This is a genomic window from Hymenobacter seoulensis (assembly GCF_054780535.1).
The window spans coordinates 222,464-238,530 of the sequence record NZ_BAAGWD010000005.1; the positions used below are offsets into that span (position 1 = coordinate 222,464).

The window sequence follows — 16,067 nt, forward strand, 5'->3', positions numbered from 1 at the left end:
GGAAAGGAAAGTAAAGGGTCGGGGCCGGTTCAGGTTTGCCGGCTAAGGGTATACTCCCCCCGGGGGGCCGGGGGTTCGCGTACGCGGGACGGGCCCGGCTTAGCGGCCGTTGGAGTAGGTTTTTCGCTGGGGCCCCACGCCCGTGATCCGGAGGGACTGCCAGCCCGCGGGCAGGGTGGTTTTGGTTTGGGTGATGCCGGTGGGGGTGATGTTCAGCCCCCCGAAGCCCATGAGCACGGCCTGGAGCACGCCCCCCGCCCCGGTGGCAAAGTAGGGGTTGGTGCCGCCCTTGGTTTCGGCAATAACCCGGAAGGGCGGCAGCAGGTTGGGCTCGTAGGCATCCTTAAACCAGAGCCGGGCTTTGTCGGCGTGGCCGAGGCGGGCGTAGAGCAGGGCGAAAATGGCCTGGGTCATGGCCGGGGTGCCCTCATTGGGCACGCGGGTTTCGTAGTAGGCCAGGTCCTTCTGGATCTGGGCCGGGGCGGTAATCACGCCGAGCGGATAGGCCAGCAGGTTGACGTCGCCCTGCTTGATGCCCTCGCCCTGGTAGGTGGCGTGCTCCCGGGTAACGCCGTCGGCCATTTTCAGAATCGGAATGTTCTGGGCCACGTGCAGCCAGTCGGGGTTGGCCTTTAGGCCCAGCAGCTTGGCGGCGGCCGCGGCATTGCGCAGGTTTACCTGGGCGGCGGCGTTGGTGAAGGCATCGTTGTCCACGTTTTCCGCCCACTCGTCGGCGGCCACCACGTTTTTGATGTCGTAGCGGCCCGGGCCGTTGCGCTCCACCCGGCTAGCCCAGAAGTCGGCCGTGGCCGACAGGATGGGCCAGCCCTTCTCGCGCAGCCAGTCCCGGTCCTGGGTCACGCCGTAGTACTGCCAGGCGGCCAGGGCCACGCAGGCCGAGATGTGGTGCTCAAACGGGCCGCTCAGGGCCCAGACGGGGGTTTCTTCCACGCCGGTATCGGCGCTTTCCCAGGGATACATGGCCCCCTGGTAGCCGTGGGCAAAGGCATTGCGCCGGGCCGGCTCCAGCCGCCGGAAGCGGTACTCGAGCAGGGACTTGGCAATTTCAGGGTGCAGGACCGCCAGCACCGGAAACATCCACACGTCCGTGTCCCAGAACACGTGGCCGTTGTAGCCCAGCCCCGACAGCCCCATGGGCGAGGGCGAGTTGTCGGTCCCGGCCCGCGAAAAGCTGTACAGGTGGTAGAGCATGCTGCGCACGTCCTGCTGGGCCTGGGCATCGCCTTCAATCTGGATGTCGCTCCGCCACAGCTCACCCCAGGCCTTGGTGTGAAAGTCCAGCAAGCGGTCCTTGCCCTCGAGGCGGGCAAAGATGGTCAGGCGCTCGGCCTCGTTCAGCGGGTCGGCGTGGTGGGCCGAGGTGATGGAGGAGCCGGCCACGGCGTAGGAGTAGGTCTGGCCGGCGGGCAGCTTTTTGCTGAACTTCATCAGGTGCATGTTGTTGTCCCACATCTCGTGGATCACCCGCGGCTCCTGGCCGTGGGCCTCGGCAAACAAAAAGCTGTTGGAAGCGCACAGCTGCAGCTTGCCCGTGGGGCTTTGGGCCGAGGACGTGAGCAGGCTGAGCGTGACGTGGGGCCGGTCAATCTCGTTGTAGTAGTTCTGGGCGCCGCGCAGCGCATCCGGGGTTTCCAGCACGCTGGCCGCCGTCAGGGCCAGGTCTTTTTTGGCCGTGATGGCCACGTCCAGCAGCACGGTAAACGGCAGGTGGCGCAGGGCGTAGTAGGTGTAGCGGATGGTGGCCTTGTCCTGGTAGTCAAAGGTGGTGGTGAGGGCCGCGCGGCGCATGTCCAGCTCCTGGCGGAAGTGGCTGGCATCCGAAGCGGCGAGCCGCCGCCCGTCCACCTCCAGGTACATGTTGAGCAGGTTAAAGCTGTGGAGAAAGTTGCTTACCCGGCCCCGGCCGTACTGGTCGTAGGCCCCGGCCAGCACCACGTTTTTCACCTGGAAGGGCGCCGGCGACGACACAATGCCGATCATGCCGTTGGCCACCGTCACGCCGTAGTAGTTGCTGGGGTCCACCTGCGCAGCGGCCAGGCGCCACGGGTCAGGGGTTTGGGCCAGTGATGGAAACCACAGTGTCAGAAGCACCAGCGCCAGCGCACCCGCGCCAACGCTTTGTTTTCGGGCGGCATTGCAAAGCAACTGGGGGGTAAGTTGGGCCATGGAGCAGGGGTAGTAGGAGTACGGGTGGGGTTGGAGACGAATTAGCACCTAGGGTATCGGAGCCGATGGGGCGGGGTATTCAAGTAGCAGCAAACCGGCCGCTGGCCGCTGCCGTGCAGCAGCAACCAACGGCCGGTTTGGCTAGTGTCGGGGGGCTAGTAACCCGGATTTTGCGTGATGTTGGGGTTTACGTCCACCTGGGTCTGGGGGATGGGGTAAATCAGGCGCTTGGGCTCGCTGACGGGCTTGTCCTTGCGGGCCTGCAGAAACTTGCCAAACCGGATCATGTCCTGGCGCCGCCACGACTCGCTGTAAAGCTCCCGGCCCCGCTCATCCAGCAGGATATCCAGGGTCAGCGCGGGCAGGGCGCTGGCCCCCCGCGAAGGATGGGTGCGCAGGGAGTTGACGATGGCCAGGGGGGTAGCGCCGTAGCTGCCGGCGCTGGTGGCCGTGGCCCCCCGCAGGATGGCTTCGGCCTTCATCAGCAGCACGTCGGCCAAGCGGAAGCTTACGTGGTCGTTTTCGGCCCCGTTGCCCCCGCGGGCCTCGCTTACGTAGTCAACCGGGTATTTGATGGGCCGGATGCCCTTGGCTTCCAGGTCGGCCCCGGTTTCAAACAGGTTAATCTCCTGGGTGAAAACCAGCGGGGCCCCGCCCCGGGTAGTCAGCGGGGCATCTGTGGCCAGGTTGTACTGCTGGCCGATCAGAAAGCCCACGTTGATGCGCCGGCTGGGGTTGGCCGGGCCGCCGCTGACGTCGTAGGCCACCCCCCGGCGCTTGTCGCCGGCCTCAAACAGGTTGTAGAACTCCGCCGTAGTCGCCGGGCCGTTGTAGCCGTCCACGGGGCGCATGTTGTAGTGGGACACAAACTTCCACAAGTCGCGCACCGGGCCGCTGTTGCCGTAGGTGTTTTCCTGGGTGAAGATGTTTTCCCGGCCGATGGCCCCGTTGTTGGGCGCGAAGTTGTCGAAGTAGTTGGGCGTAAACGTGTACTTGCCGCTGTTGATAATCTCGTCGGCCAGGCGCACCACCAGGTTCATATCGGCCGCCGCAAAGGTCGGAGCCGCGCGGTTGGCGTACACGCCCTTGTTAAGGTAGCACTTCATCAGCAGCACCCGGGCCGCATCCTTGTTGGCCCGGCCGGCGGGGCCCTCGGGCAGGGCGCCCTGGATGGCCGTGATTTCGCTGACGATGTAGTCCAGCGCCTCCGGGCCCTTGCGCACGCGGGCATCCTCGCTCAGGCTTTCGCCGGGCTCGCGGTAAAGCACCTGGTCGTAGAGGTCCAGCACCAGGTACATGGCCCAGGCCCGCAGAAAACGGGCTTCGGCCGCCTGCTGGGCGTTGGGCGCAAACCGGAGCAAATCGGTGGAGGCGTAAATAATGCCGTTCAGCTGGGTGTAGGTTTCCCGCACCCGCTCGTTGTTGGCGTCCCAGGTGTGGTTGAACAGCTGCCGCCACTTGCCGTTGTCATCCCAGTCGGGCCCGCGGGTGGGCATGATGCGGGCATCGGTGGACACTTCCTGCAGGGCAAACACGCTTACGTGTCCCTGGATGGGCTCACGCTGGGAGTTGTACACCCCCTGGAGCAGGGCGGCCGGGTCCCCGCTGGGAATCTGGTTCTGGGTGAGCTGCCCCTCCAGGGACTCGCTCAGCTCGCAGCTGCTGGTTACCTGCAGCAAACCGAGCAGGGCAGTTGCGCAGGCAAATTTAAGGTATCTCATAGTGGGAAAGGATTAGCAGTTACAGGGAGAAGTTCACCCCGAAGGTGAAGGTGCGGGCGCTGGGGTAGGGCAAGTAGTCAATGCCGACGGAGGGAACCTGGTTGGCGCCCCGCTTCACGGTGTTGATTTCCGGGTCAAACCCGTCATAGCCGGTGAGCACGAACAGGTTCTGCCCCGTCACGTACACCCGGGCTCCCTTCACGAAACTGCCCATGTTGCCCAGGGCGTAGGAAAGCGTGAGGTTGGACATCTTCAGGTAGTCGCCCTTTTCCAGGTAGCGGGTGGACGCCGCCGACGGGTTGCCGGTGGCTTCTTTGATTGGGTTTTCAAACGTGGAGAGGGCAATGTTTTTGCCCGCGCCAATCTGCCCGACGTTGCCCACCGCGTTGAGCGTGTTGTTGTAAATGTACTGGCCGAACACCCCAGTCATGTTGGCGACCAGGGACAGCTTGCCGTAGCGCGCGTTGGCGCTCAGCCCCAGCAGGGTGCGGGGGTTGGGGCTGCCGGCGTACCCGATCGGCCCGAATTCATTGGACAGGCCCTGTTCGGTGAGACCGTTGTACTGGGGCAGGAAAAAGGCGTTGATGGGGTAGCCGTTGCGGATGCTCTGGGAGAGCGCGCCCGACAAGCCCTGGCCGTTGATGGCCCCGGTGGGAATGGCGGCCCCCACCAGGTCCGACACCTCGTTGCGGATAAAGGTGGCATTGGCATTGAAGCCAACCTCGGTTTTCTCGTTGCTCACCAGGGTGGTTCCCAGGCTCAGCTCCACGCCTTTGTTGATGATCTTGCCGTCGAGGTTTTCCCAGCGGATGGCGGCGTTGGAGGGCCTAGGCTCCCCGGGCGTGGTGGGAAACAGCAGGTCCGTCGTGGTTTTGTAGAAGTAGTCGGCCGTAAACGTAAGGCGGTTATTGAAGGCCCCGATGTCAAGGCCGGCGTTAAACTGAGCGTCCGACTGCCACTTCAGGTCCGCATTCTCATCGTTGAGCGGGGACTGGGCCCCGTTGTTGTCGAGGCTGTAGCGAAACTGCGCCGCGCCCGCCGGAAACTCCTGGTTGCCCGTGCGCCCGTAGCCGGCCCGCAGCTTCAGCTGGGTGAGCGTCTCGGCCGGGAAGAAGGCTTCCTGACTTAGGTCCCAGGCCAGGGCAAACGAGGGAAAGTAGCCGACCCGGTTGTTGGGCCCGAACTTGCTGCTTTCGTCGCGGCGCAGGGTGGCAGTCAGCACGTAGCGGTCCTTGAAGTTCACGGTGGCCCGGCCAAAAACCGACTGCAGCTCGGAGGAGGGGTCAACGAAGGACGAGGCCTGGCGGGCCCCCGTGCTCGAGTACTGAATGTAGTTGGTGTAGTCGAGCCCGAAGATGCCGAAGCCCCCCACGTCCGGGTTGCCGAACGCATTCACGTTGGCGCCGGAGTTGGCGAAACTCGTGTACTCGTAGCCCAGCAGGGCGTTCAGGTTCAGGTCCGTGGCCACGGGCTTGTTAAAGGTCAGCGTGTGGGCAATTTGCTGGGTAACCAGTTCATTGTTGCTGATGCTGGCAAACCCTTTGTTGGCCACATCGGGGAAGTTGATCAGGCGCTGGTCGATGGAGGTGCGCCGCTGGCCCGTGTTGTAGTTGACACTGATCAGGCTGCGGAACTCCAGCCAGTCCGTAAACCGGTAGTAGGGCGAGGCGCTGGCCAGAATGGTGGTGACCCGGGAATTATCATTGTAAAACTCCTGGTTGGCCAGGGGGTTCACCACGTCGCCGGCCTGCACAAACAATGACCCATCGGGGTTGCGCAGGGGCTGGGTGGGGTTCCACTGCAGGGCCTGGCCGATCAGGCTGCCCCGGAAGCCCGCGTCGGTGGTAATCGGAGCCAGCTGCTCCCGAAACTGGCTGGTGGCAATGTTTACGTCCAGGCCCAGCTTCTTGCTTTCCAGAAACTGCAGGTTGGTGGAAAGGTTGGCGCTGTACTTCTTAAAGCCCGTTTTGTCGACGATGCCATCCTGGTCGAGGTAGCCCAGCGAGAGGCGGTAGCGGCCGGTTTCCCCGCCCCCGCTTACGGCCACGTTGTAGTTTTGCAGGTAGCCCGTGCGCAAAATCTCATCCAGGGCGTCGACATCGCCGCCCTTGTCGTTGCTGGCGGCCACGCCATAGTACGTGAGGGCCTCCCGGTACTGGGTGGCATCCAGGAAGTCGGGCCGGCGCAGCAGGGTGGAGAAGCCCCCGGACACGCCGACGCTGAGGGTGGGGGCGCCGGACCGCCCTTTTTTGGTGGTGATCAGCACCACCCCGTAGGCGGCCCGGGCCCCGTAGATGGCCGTAGCCGAGGCATCTTTGAGCACCGTTACCGACTCCACGTCGTCGGGGTTCAGGAAGTTCAGGGGGTTGCTGTCGGCCCCGGCCCCGAAGTCGCCCGCGGCCACCAGGCCCGGCCGGGCCGAGCGCCCGTCGAGCGGCACGCCATCCACCACGTACAGGGGCTGGCCACTACCAGTCACGGCCGAGTTGCCCCGGATGCGAATCGTGGCCGGCCCCCCGGGCTGGCCACTGTTGTTGCCGACCTGCACCCCGGAGGTGCGGCCCTGAATCAGCTGTTCCGGCGACGTGAACGTGCCCTTGTTGAATTCCTTTTCGCCAATGACGGCCACGGCCCCGGTTACGTCCTGCTTGCGCGTGGTGCCGTAGCCGGTTACCACTACTTCGCTAAGCTTCTGGGAGTCCTCCTGGAGGGACACCTGCACCGTCGACTTGCCGGCAACGGCCACCTGCTGGGTGGCGTAGCCAATCGACGAGAAGGACAGCGTCGTCGTACCCTCGGGCACGGTCAGCTGAAAGGAGCCGTCCGCGGCGGTGCTGGTACCCGTGCTGGTGCCGGGCACGATAACCGTGACTCCGGGCAGGCCCGCGGCGTTAGCGTCCACTACCTTGCCCGAAATGGTGCGGGTAGCCTGCGCCTGAGTTAGGAGGGGACAGAGCAGAAACCCGACGGTCAGCACCCGGAGCCAGGTGGCGTGGGTGCCGCCGGCCGCTACGGCGGCCGTGGGACTGCCCAGGGTGTACTGTTTGTACAAGTGGTTGATCATAGGATAAAAGGTAAAAAGTGGGAATTATACAGGGCCGGACTCCGAAAGCCAGGTTTCAGCAACCGCGGCGGAACCGGGAAATCACGAAGGAGCAGGGGCTAGCGGGATCGGGAAGCGCGGCGGAAAGCGCATTGGCGTCTTAGCCCCGAACCAGGGCCGGGCCGGGAGTTTGACCGCCCCCCGGAAATGCGCACGGGGCACCCCGTTCCGGCCCGCAACAGAGTTTAGCGGGCAACCGGAAACCGGATAAGCCAGAATAAAGCGAAGCGAAATAGTGTCATCATCTGGGAAAGGTATAAGTACACAGAAAGCTTCTAGAGAGCTAGGACTAGGGCCGGGCGCGGGGGGATGACCGGGCCCGGCTGCCCGCGGCAGCAACCCCAGCATTCCGCACGCGGCTTACCAGTGACCCAGCCATGAGCGTAGCCGGGCGCCGGCCAAATGCAGGAAGCGAAACTTAATCGCCGGGCAAGTGGCACCTGGCGAAGACACGAATTCCATCACTTCCCCGCCGCCCGCCAGGAGGGAACGCCCCGCCCGCCCTGAAGGGGCAGGCAGTAGCCAAACAAGCAGGTAGAACGGTGCTTTCATACGCTTGAATTGGGGACTAGTCCTCACTCGAATCCCTGGGTGCAGCCGGGGAAAGAGGAGGTCCTGATAAGATATATTGGTTAATATATGTATTTATTTAACTATAAACTGTTTTTGCTGAACTATTGGGTTTTCCATAGTTCATTTTCTCGTTTTCATTGCACAACAGCGAGCCGGGAAGCGGTCCTGGCTGGATCGCGGGTCGGCTCCCGGGACCGCGACCAGCTCCGGCCCCGCCGGTAAAAAATACGGCCCCGCGTGGGATGGAGCGGACGGCCACGGGGGCCGCCGTTTCGGTCCGCCACTGATGCCGGGCAACCCCGCGGCCGTTTCCGGCGTCTGGCCGCGGTATCCCTCGCCTGTAGTTTCCGTCAACCGCCTCCCGTTATGTTAAACCCACTACTGCGCCTGCTGAACGTAATGGCGCTAGCGTTCCTGCTGGCAGCCAGCAGCGGGACGGCCCAAACCCGCCCGCCCGCCGCCCCGCCTGCCAAGCAGGTGGTGCAGTACCTGGATAATTTTCAGCGCCTTATCCGCCAGAACGCCCTGTATGCTGATTCCATTAACTGGGAGCAGTTAAGCCGGGAGATAGAGGAAAAGGCCCGGGGCCTGACTACCGTCGAGGACTGCCGGCCCGTCCTGGATTATATCCTCGGCACGCTGCGCCAGGCGGGCGACCAGCATTCTTTTTTCCTACCGCCGGGCAAAGCCATGGACCGGGTGTCCTCCCGCAATAAGGGCCAGCAAGCCCAAAGCCGGTACTTAGGCAATGGGGTTGCCTACTTAAAGGTGCCGGAATTCGTATCTATGAATTCTGCCGTCGGACTAACCTTTTCCCAGGGCATCCGGAGCCAGCTGCAGGCGCTGGAAGCGCAACATACCATAACGGGGTGGGTAGTCGACCTGCGCCATAATACGGGGGGCAATATGCACCCCATGATTAGTGGCCTGCAGCCCCTGCTGGGCGATGGGATTTACGGCTACCTGCTCTACCCCCGCCGTAAAAAGGAAACGCCGCTGCTAAGCCGCCGCAGCAAGGCAAAGGAGCCCCGAGTTGGGGAAGCGGATCGCCCGCAGCACCGGGTAGCGGTGTTGATTGACTCGCTGACCGCGAGCAGCGGCGAGATGGTAGCCCTGGCCCTAAGGGGGCTGCCCAACACCAAGTTCTTTGGCCAGCGGTCGGCCGGGTATACTACCTCCAACCAGACCTTTAGGCTTTCGGATGGGGCGTTGCTGTTACTGGCCACCGCCTACATGGCGGATCGAAATCGGAACACGTATCCGAACGGCATCGTCCCGGAGGTGATCGTGGACTACTCTCCGGCCGATGCCCCGGACAAGGCAGTGGAAGCAGCCAGCCGGTGGTTGCGGGAGACGAAGTAGTGCGGGTAGCCTACTGCTGGCTTAAAATGCGGCGGCAGGCCGCAGTCAGGGCTCACCCCACCTTCCCGGCGAAGAGGTACTTACCGAACAAAGGGCCGTTGCGGTCAGGCAGGCGCCGCTAACTAGCCCTCAGCGTGATGCCGGCAGTTTTGAGTACACTTCACCCAGTTATTGAATGGGCGTACGCTGTGGGGAATGGAATCGGATGCAGCCAAGGATGCGCTTCCGTTCCGACGCGCTTTCCAACCGCTGCTGGGCAAAGCCGATTTCGCTAGTGAGATCCACCATGCGCTTACATATCTCTTGCCAACGGATGGCGGGCGGCAGCAAATGACCATAATCGACATGCACCGCGATAATGGCGCTTACTTGCTTGTCTACCGCAAGTTGATCAAAGAATAGCGCCATCAAGCAAAAGATGCAAGCAAGCATTAAATACCCTCATCCTGAAGGCGCCGGGTTTAAAGAGAATCCCGAAATACAACCCTCTGCTATCTTAGCTTCCAGGTCATTACTATAGTGCTATGCTGCTTGCTAGTGGTCGGCTTTTGTCGTGGGCCAGGGGGCTCGGGAGAGCAGCTCCTGGTAGGCCGCGCGCTGGGGGAGCTCAGAAAATAGCAGGCACTGATACACGTTATCATGTTCGGGTTGATAATATAGCTCGACGAAACTGTCACTGAGCTGATACAGGAAGACAATATCCTCCTGCTCAAAGCGGTGGGCGAGGACTTCGCCCTTTTCTAGCAAAAGGGTGACTTGCTCGGCTAAGCAGAGGGCGGCAAACTGCCGGAAGAGAGGGGTAGACATAACAGTGGCCGTACGACAGGCGATTCCAGCTAGCACCCTGGTTCACCTTGCCCAATAAACTTCTTGGCTTACTTAAAGCGGGATGGAAGCTCGTGCTCTCCTCAGCAGAAACCCTGCGCGACAAAGCGGGGCGCTTAACCAGGGCACGGGTAGTGTAAGACCGCTTCGCCCGATCAGCGGTGGAAGCCAGAACCGGTTAACGGATAAGTAAACAGCTCCCAAGCCAGAAAAATAGCCAAAGCCAGCACGGTAAGCCAGCCTAGGCGGTAATAGCGGGTGGTGATTCGCACCCGACGTACTCGTTGTTCCATTGGATTATTTAGCTTTTAGTGAAATATGACGCAAAAGATACCTTTTTTTTATATAATCCCACTATTATATTTAAATAAATGAAGACAGGTACATGCAAACCCAAACGTACAGGAAGGGATGATATGACGGAAAACCCAGCAGTACCCCTAAATAGGGGCAACCGCGGGCCTTAGTTGACGCTGAACGGCTCATCACCTCGGAAGGGCACTTCCGGTGGCTAGCCTATGTAGAGTTGGTTTGGGCAATGTGGGCAGATAAGTTTGCGGGGCGTAGTGAGGTGGCCAGCCCCCGCTCGCTTCCACTTTATCTGCCTAGGCATGCATCAGACGGTTACCACGGCCTGCTTTTTCTCTGGGCCTGCTCAGCGGAAGGCCGCTCAAAGATTTGCCGCGCTGCTTGGCCTACTGCTGGCCGGTGCTTTGCAGCTAGCGGGAGCGCAGGCGTCGGCGGCCCCCGTCTTCAGGGCCCCTCCCGATTCCACGAAAAATCCTGTGAGCACCCCACGGCACAACGTGCTGAAAGTAAGTCCTCTGCTGGCTGTTGGCTTGCTTTCGGTTTTTTACGAACGGTCGCAGACCGAGCGGGTGTCGGTGGGATTCGGCTTTGGGTCTGGGGGTAGTAACCGGGACTTTGGCCGCACCTTTAAACAAGGTGACTTTACCTACCAGCGGGGCACCGTGGAGGTGCGCCGCTACTGGAAACAGGGACTAAGCGGGTTTTACGCCGGGCCCTACCTGCGCCTGGCCAAGCTGCGTGAATCCTATGCTTATTACCTGCCGCCGGGTCCCCCCGGCCCCGTAGGCTGGCGACAGCAAACGGCCTGGCTGTGGACCCCGGGCGTACTAGTGGGTCACCAGCTGCTAACCCGCTGGTTTGCCCTGGACACGTTTTTGGGGCTGCAGTCGACCCGGGGCGGTAAGGCCTGGGTCGCGGCCAATGGCGTGGCCGAAGCCATGGCCCGTGCCACGCCGTCCGTGCGGGTGGGCCTGAGCATTGGGGTGCCGTTTTAACCGCTGCGGGGGCGGCGCAGGTTATGGCCTCATCGGCCGGCAAGAAGAGCCGAGCCGGCTGGGGTGCGTTCGTTCAACTAGCGCTGCTACGCCTAGCAGGCCTGCTTACCAAACCCTCACCGCTGAGGCCGCGGGCAGGGTCGGGTGTCGCCCCCGTACGTTTGGCTACCGGCTGCGGCCAGGCTAGCTGCGGCCCAACCAGACGCGGAAGGTGGCCCCCTGGCCTTCCTGGCTTTCTACCTCGATGCGTCCCCCACTAGCTTGCACAATGCGGTTAACCAGGTACAAGCCCACTCCGGAGCCGGGCGTGTGCGCGTGCAGGCGACGAAACAGCTGAAACAGCTCCTGCCCGTACTTCTGGGCATTAAAGCCCAGGCCGTTGTCTTGCACCACCAGCACGGGCTGGCCGTCAACCACCTCCCCGGCCAGGTGAATGCGGGCCGAGCGGGCGGGGTCGGCGTACTTGAGGGCATTGCTCACCAGGTTGTAGAGCACGGTCCGCAGGTTGGCGCGGGGAAAGGACACGGCGGGGCAGGCCGCAAAATCGGTCGTGATCCGGGCCCGGGCCACCTGGGCCTGGGGCTCCAGGGTGCCTAGTACCTCGGCCGTTACCTCGGCCAGCGCTACAATTTCCGCGGGCCCGGTGCCCACCTGCTGGTCGTGGCCGAGCGCGGCCAGCTCGTCGATCGTGCCGTGCAGCTGGCGCAGGGCCTGCCGGATCAGGGGCAGGAGGATCTGCTCCTCGGAGGAGTCCACCACCTGCACGCTGCGCAGCAGCTCCTCGAGCAGGCCGTCCAGGTTGTGCACGGGCTGCTTTAAGTCGTGGGAAGCGGCGTACACGAAGTTGTCCAAGTCCAGGTTGGTGCGCACCAGCTGCTGGTTGGTGGCCTGCAGCTGATGGGTGAGCTGCTGCAGGGCCAGCTCGGCCACCTGCTGCTCGTGCACGTCCAGCACCACGCCCACCAGGCCCGCGTACTTGCCCGCCACGTCAAATCGGGGGGTCGCCGCGTCGATGGCCCAGCGGTAGTGCCCGGCAGTGTTGCGGAGCCGGTACACCACCCGGAAAGGCTCCTGCCGGTCGTTGGCCGCGCGGAAGGCCGCCCCCGCGGCGGGCGAATCCAGGGGGTGAACCGCATCCAGCCAGCCAAAACCCAGGGCTTGAGCTTCATTTTGACCGGTAAAGTCGTACCAGGGCCGGTTCAGGTAGGTACAGGCGCCGCTGGGATCGGTCACCCACAGAATGGCGGGCACATGGTCCGCCATGCTGCGAAAGTACTGCTCACTTTCCAGCAGGGTTTGCTGCAGATGCTTGAGCTCGTGAATGTCGCTGGCCGCACCCACCCACTGCACCACCTGCCCGGTCCCATCCCGCACGGGCACCGCCCGGTCCAGATGCCAGCGGAACTCCCCGGTCGCAGCCACGCGCAGGCGCAGCTCGGCCTGAAACGGGTGGGTGTGGCGGACCGCTTCCTGCCAGGCCTGCAGGGTCGGCAGCCGGTCCTCGGGATGGACTGCCTGCAGCCAGCCGGCACCCAGGTCGGTGCCCGCGGCGGGTCCCGCGTGGCCAAACTGGGCCCAGTTCGGGCTTAAGTAGGTGGTGTTGCCGGCTGTATCGGCTTCCCATACTATTAAAGGGCTGGTCTCGGCCAGGCGGCGGAAACGGGTTTCGCTTTGCTCAATCTGCTGACGCATCCGCACCTGCTCCGTCACGTCCGTGGCAAAGAAGACCAGCCCGTCCACTTCGCCCTGGGCGTTGCGGCGGGCCTGGCAGGTAAAGGTGCCATAGATGATTTCCGGCTCCTGCCCATCGTGGCGGGCCAAGCGTAGCGGCGTTTCCTGACTGGAGTAGGCGCGCCCGGTGCGGTAGACCTCGGCCAGGATGGCGGGCAGGGGGGAGTCTTTTACCTCGGGCAAGGCCTCGAGCACGGGTTTGCCCAGCAAGTCCCGGCCGGGAAACACGCGCTGGTAGGCCGGGTTGATCAGCTGGTACACCCACGTAGGGCCGTCGAGCACGGCAATCGGGACGGGGGCTTCCAGGTACAGCTGGTGCAGCAGCTGGCGCTGCTGCTCGGCCGCGCGCCGGGTCAGAACCTGCTCGGTTACCACGTAAGCAAACACGGTCACCCCGGTAATGCGCCCCTGCTCCCGAAAGGCATTGTAGGTAAAGTTAAAGTACTGGAGCTGGGGCGGTCGCCCGTCGCGGGGATCAATAGCCAGGGGCATTTCCACCCCCTCATAGGGCTCACCGGTTTGGTAGACCCGGTCCAGCAAAGCCACAAAGCCGCTGGTCAGAGCCTCGGGCTGCACCTGGGCCACGGTTTGCCCACGCATGTCGCGGCCCGGAAACAGGGCCTGATACGCCGGGTTGTAGTAAACCAGGTGGTGTTCCGGCCCCCGGAGCAGGCACATGGCAGCCGGGCTCTGCTCGAACACCTGATACAAAGCAGGCTCCGGAAAATCCGAGGCAGCGGGCGGAAGAAAAGAAGAAGAATCAGTCAAAGCAGCTCGGCGGCGGATACCCGTCCAAGGTACGCACGAACGCGACAGTAGAAAACCCGGCCGTGCCGCCGCTGGCATTTGGGGCGGGCGCCGACCCCGACGCGTTACCACTTTCCACAGGCCAGTGGTGAAAGCAATTAAGGCGGGCAGAAGCCAGGGAGGTGGGCCTAGCCTAATCCAGATGTTCTACGGAATCCGCGAGTTGCATCGTGGGGTCTTTGCTATCCAGCAGTGTGCTGTCTCCGCTATTCGGAGCCTGGGCTTCGTGGGCGGCCGGCTCGGAGGGAGCCGAACTACAGCCGTTTAAGAGAAGGGATACCAGGGTCGCAAGCAGGATCTTTTTCATCGTGGGGTCCAAGGTACTCCGCCGGCCGTCCAAAAAAAACGTAGCCCCCCAGGGCCAGGGGCAGCGAGCAGTTCCTGCAGCAACGGGCGGGTGGTCTTTCTCGGCTAAGTAGAGAAAGACTACCCTCCTGCGTTTCGCCAGCCGACAGTACAGGTGGATTCCTGCTTTCGAAGGGCTATGGTGCTAACTCCTAGTCGTTGCGGTCACTGTCCGTGACGCTGATGACGTTGGAGCGGTCAATGGCAATGGTGTACTCGTGGCACTCCTCGACGGCAAGGGTTTTGGCGTAATCCACGTTGTTTACCTTGAGGGTAAACGTAGCCTGGCCCGGGGCATAGCTGGCGTAGTCGGATGAGGTACCAGGGTCCACATTGTTGAGATTAACGGTATTGCCACCCGTCGTCTGAACCTGCACACTTGCCCGCTGGGTACCATTGTTGGCAATGCGCACCCGGGGAGCTTCCTCTTCGCACTTGTTGCAGCTGCTCAAGGCCAGAGCAAATAAACTTGCCGGGAGTATAGCCAGCCGCATTTTGGGGAATTTCATAGGTGGAACTGCCAAAAGGTATGGTGAGCCTAGCTGATACAAAACAGGAACTTTACGATACGAAAGTCTTTGTAAGGCCCGGCATTGGTGATTAAAGTTGAAATATACTTACTTAATCCCAATTCCTGCTTTTCAAATGTCTAAGCAGAACCAACCGGCCTATCCTATTTAATAGACCTAGTCAAAAAATGCCCGGTCCTGCCGGGCATTTGTATTTTCAAGAAGTATGAAGTAGTCATAAAGCCCAACTTCTAAGGGGGAGAATGGCCATGAGCGGGCTGCAAACGATCAACTAGTAAAGAAACCAATACGGACGACGGGGCGCAGTGCACCAAGACCCAACCTGACTTAACTGTTAGGGGACGGGCTTTTAACCGATAGCATACTAAAAGTTGTGCCGTTTCCGCGTAGTCTTGGGATTAAGTGCCAGCACGGCGGGGCCTTTCGGTACGTACCAAATTTCTGGTGCCAGGGCCGCCGCTTGCCCGCGGGTAGTACCAGAAAATATTCTACCTTAGAGACTTACCGCCCGGGCGTCACCCCGGTTTGCTTTCTGCCATGACCCGCCCGGAACTGGAAGCCCTCGGTTTTATTTACGCCGACTACCTGCCCATGGGGACCCGTTACCAGGCGGGGGAACTCTACGTGCTGCTCACGCAGGAGAAAACCGTCCGGGTGTACCTGCCGGATGCCTCCGATTTCGTCAAGGTTGCCACGGGCGATTTGTTTGCCCCGCAGGTGCACTACCAGGGACCAGTCCAGGATGTGGACGAGCTGTTGCGCTTTGTCCGGGGAGCAATGCAGTAAGCGCCAGCGGAAAGAACCCTCTGTAAATCACCTAGTATAGCGACAAGAACTCGGATAAAAGCTGTTTCCACGGCCGAGCGTAACTCACCTCTCTTACTCGGGTCCTTTAACGTAGCCGGCCAATCGCTGGGGCCCGGGAATTACGCCGGGTATGCCCCGGCTACTTGCCGGCTTAGGGGTGGCTGCTCGTAACGCACCAACCAGTAAGGAAGGGGCAATGAAATGAATCACCAAGCTTATTGTATAGGTGGTGATCCAGGGCATTCGGGGTATCCCATGAGCAGCGTACCTTTGCCTGACACTTTATCGATTATACGTTGCCTATTTCGCTTAGCTACTACGCCGTAACGTATCAGAGTGACCCTCCGCTGCTGCAGGGCCGGGACCTGCGCCCGCTGAGCGCGGAGGAGGTCACCGAAACCTGCGAACTCCTGCTGGCCACCGCCCGGCTTCACCAGTGCCGGTACTGGCTGCTCGATGGCCGGTCCCATCAGCAAGCGCAGCCCCAGGCCCTGCACGAGTGGATGCAGGAGGACTACTTCCCCCGGGTACGAACCGAACTGAAGGGCCAACCCTGCATCGCGTTTATGGTTCCCCCCTTTGTCTGGGAAGGGCTACCCACGCAAGGCTACGAACAGCCCTCGGATACGTTTGTCCACGGGGTGCGCATGGGCTGGTTTACGCAGGAGCAGGAAGCCCTTAGCTGGCTGGCTCGGCAGCGGGAGCGGCAGGGCGAGGGGGAGTCAGCCTAAAGGACATGTCCCAACAACTACCAGTTGCCTGACAGTGGCGG

13 protein-coding genes are annotated in these 16,067 nt (G+C 62.1%); 4 read left to right on the forward strand and 9 right to left on the reverse strand.

Annotated features, from left to right (window positions below; genetic code table 11):
* Window positions 1-99 precede the first annotated feature (99 nt).
* The 3 genes from ACYVHC_RS18870 to ACYVHC_RS18880 form a co-directional block, all read right to left on the reverse strand.
* Window positions 100-2,187: a glycoside hydrolase family 65 protein gene (locus ACYVHC_RS18870; protein ID WP_460615350.1), complete on the reverse strand. Its 2,088-nt coding sequence runs from the start codon at window positions 2,185-2,187 to the stop codon at window positions 100-102.
* Between the two features lie 155 nt (window positions 2,188-2,342).
* Window positions 2,343-3,908 carry a RagB/SusD family nutrient uptake outer membrane protein gene (locus ACYVHC_RS18875; RefSeq protein ID WP_460615351.1) on the reverse strand — a complete coding sequence of 522 codons (1,566 nt, stop codon included), beginning with the start codon at window positions 3,906-3,908 and terminating at the stop codon, window positions 2,343-2,345.
* Window positions 3,909-3,927: 19 nt separating this feature from the next.
* Entirely contained in the window at window positions 3,928-6,972 is a 3,045-nt protein-coding gene (locus ACYVHC_RS18880) for a SusC/RagA family TonB-linked outer membrane protein (RefSeq protein ID WP_460615352.1), read from the reverse strand.
* Window positions 6,973-7,950: 978 nt separating this feature from the next.
* Between ACYVHC_RS18880 and ACYVHC_RS18885 the strand changes: the two genes are divergently transcribed.
* On the forward strand, window positions 7,951-8,946 hold the full coding sequence (locus tag ACYVHC_RS18885) for a S41 family peptidase (RefSeq protein WP_460615353.1): 996 nt from the start codon (window positions 7,951-7,953) through the stop codon (window positions 8,944-8,946).
* A gap of 168 nt (window positions 8,947-9,114) precedes the next feature.
* On the opposite strand, the gene ACYVHC_RS18890 is transcribed toward ACYVHC_RS18885, so the two are convergent.
* The 3 genes from ACYVHC_RS18890 to ACYVHC_RS18900 all read right to left on the reverse strand — a co-directional run bounded on the left by ACYVHC_RS18890 (window position 9,115) and on the right by ACYVHC_RS18900 (window position 10,064).
* Window positions 9,115-9,354 carry a hypothetical protein gene (locus ACYVHC_RS18890; RefSeq protein ID WP_460615354.1) on the reverse strand — a complete coding sequence of 80 codons (240 nt, stop codon included), beginning with the start codon at window positions 9,352-9,354 and terminating at the stop codon, window positions 9,115-9,117.
* 126 nt (window positions 9,355-9,480) lie between these two features.
* On the reverse strand, window positions 9,481-9,753 hold the full coding sequence (locus ACYVHC_RS18895; protein ID WP_460615355.1) for a hypothetical protein: 273 nt from the start codon (window positions 9,751-9,753) through the stop codon (window positions 9,481-9,483).
* A 173-nt stretch (window positions 9,754-9,926) separates the two neighbouring features.
* Window positions 9,927-10,064, reverse strand: coding sequence for a hypothetical protein (locus tag ACYVHC_RS18900; protein WP_460615356.1), 138 nt, complete (start codon window positions 10,062-10,064; stop codon window positions 9,927-9,929).
* Window positions 10,065-10,382: 318 nt separating this feature from the next.
* Here ACYVHC_RS18900 and ACYVHC_RS18905 point away from each other — a divergent pair, with 318 nt between their 5' ends.
* The gene (locus ACYVHC_RS18905; protein ID WP_460615357.1) at window positions 10,383-11,075 is read left to right on the forward strand and encodes a hypothetical protein; all 693 of its coding nucleotides are present in this window, start codon (window positions 10,383-10,385) and stop codon (window positions 11,073-11,075) included.
* 183 nt (window positions 11,076-11,258) lie between these two features.
* Here ACYVHC_RS18905 and ACYVHC_RS18910 read toward each other — a convergent pair whose 3' ends face one another.
* The 3 genes from ACYVHC_RS18910 to ACYVHC_RS18920 form a co-directional block, all read right to left on the reverse strand.
* A complete protein-coding gene (locus tag ACYVHC_RS18910; protein WP_460615358.1) occupies window positions 11,259-13,574 on the reverse strand; it encodes a PAS domain-containing sensor histidine kinase in 2,316 nt (771 codons plus the stop codon).
* A 172-nt stretch (window positions 13,575-13,746) separates the two neighbouring features.
* Entirely contained in the window at window positions 13,747-13,920 is a 174-nt protein-coding gene (locus ACYVHC_RS18915; protein WP_460615359.1) for a hypothetical protein, read from the reverse strand.
* A 190-nt stretch (window positions 13,921-14,110) separates the two neighbouring features.
* Complete coding sequence (locus tag ACYVHC_RS18920) at window positions 14,111-14,467, reverse strand: hypothetical protein (protein ID WP_460615360.1); 357 nt, start codon at window positions 14,465-14,467, stop codon at window positions 14,111-14,113.
* 558 nt (window positions 14,468-15,025) lie between these two features.
* Between ACYVHC_RS18920 and ACYVHC_RS18925 the strand changes: the two genes are divergently transcribed.
* Together ACYVHC_RS18925 and ACYVHC_RS18930 are read left to right on the forward strand one after the other, a co-directional pair.
* Window positions 15,026-15,274: a hypothetical protein gene (locus ACYVHC_RS18925; protein WP_460615361.1), complete on the forward strand. Its 249-nt coding sequence runs from the start codon at window positions 15,026-15,028 to the stop codon at window positions 15,272-15,274.
* A gap of 317 nt (window positions 15,275-15,591) precedes the next feature.
* Complete coding sequence (locus ACYVHC_RS18930; protein ID WP_460615362.1) at window positions 15,592-16,026, forward strand: hypothetical protein; 435 nt, start codon at window positions 15,592-15,594, stop codon at window positions 16,024-16,026.
* Window positions 16,027-16,067: the final 41 nt, after the last annotated feature.

Bases quoted from the DNA above. Each gene is read 5' to 3' on its own strand.
- ACYVHC_RS18870 (WP_460615350.1), bottom strand. From the start codon at position 2,187: ATGGCCCAACTTACCCCCCAGTTGCTTTGCAATGCCGCCCGAAAACAA.
- ACYVHC_RS18875 (WP_460615351.1), bottom strand. From the start codon at position 3,908: ATGAGATACCTTAAATTTGCCTGCGCAACTGCCCTGCTCGGTTTGCTG.
- ACYVHC_RS18880 (WP_460615352.1), bottom strand. From the start codon at position 6,972: ATGATCAACCACTTGTACAAACAGTACACCCTGGGCAGTCCCACGGCC.
- ACYVHC_RS18885 (WP_460615353.1), top strand. From the start codon at position 7,951: ATGTTAAACCCACTACTGCGCCTGCTGAACGTAATGGCGCTAGCGTTC.
- ACYVHC_RS18890 (WP_460615354.1), bottom strand. From the start codon at position 9,354: ATGGCGCTATTCTTTGATCAACTTGCGGTAGACAAGCAAGTAAGCGCC.
- ACYVHC_RS18895 (WP_460615355.1), bottom strand. From the start codon at position 9,753: ATGTCTACCCCTCTCTTCCGGCAGTTTGCCGCCCTCTGCTTAGCCGAG.
- ACYVHC_RS18900 (WP_460615356.1), bottom strand. From the start codon at position 10,064: ATGGAACAACGAGTACGTCGGGTGCGAATCACCACCCGCTATTACCGC.
- ACYVHC_RS18905 (WP_460615357.1), top strand. From the start codon at position 10,383: ATGCATCAGACGGTTACCACGGCCTGCTTTTTCTCTGGGCCTGCTCAG.
- ACYVHC_RS18915 (WP_460615359.1), bottom strand. From the start codon at position 13,920: ATGAAAAAGATCCTGCTTGCGACCCTGGTATCCCTTCTCTTAAACGGC.
- ACYVHC_RS18920 (WP_460615360.1), bottom strand. From the start codon at position 14,467: ATGAAATTCCCCAAAATGCGGCTGGCTATACTCCCGGCAAGTTTATTT.
- ACYVHC_RS18925 (WP_460615361.1), top strand. From the start codon at position 15,026: ATGACCCGCCCGGAACTGGAAGCCCTCGGTTTTATTTACGCCGACTAC.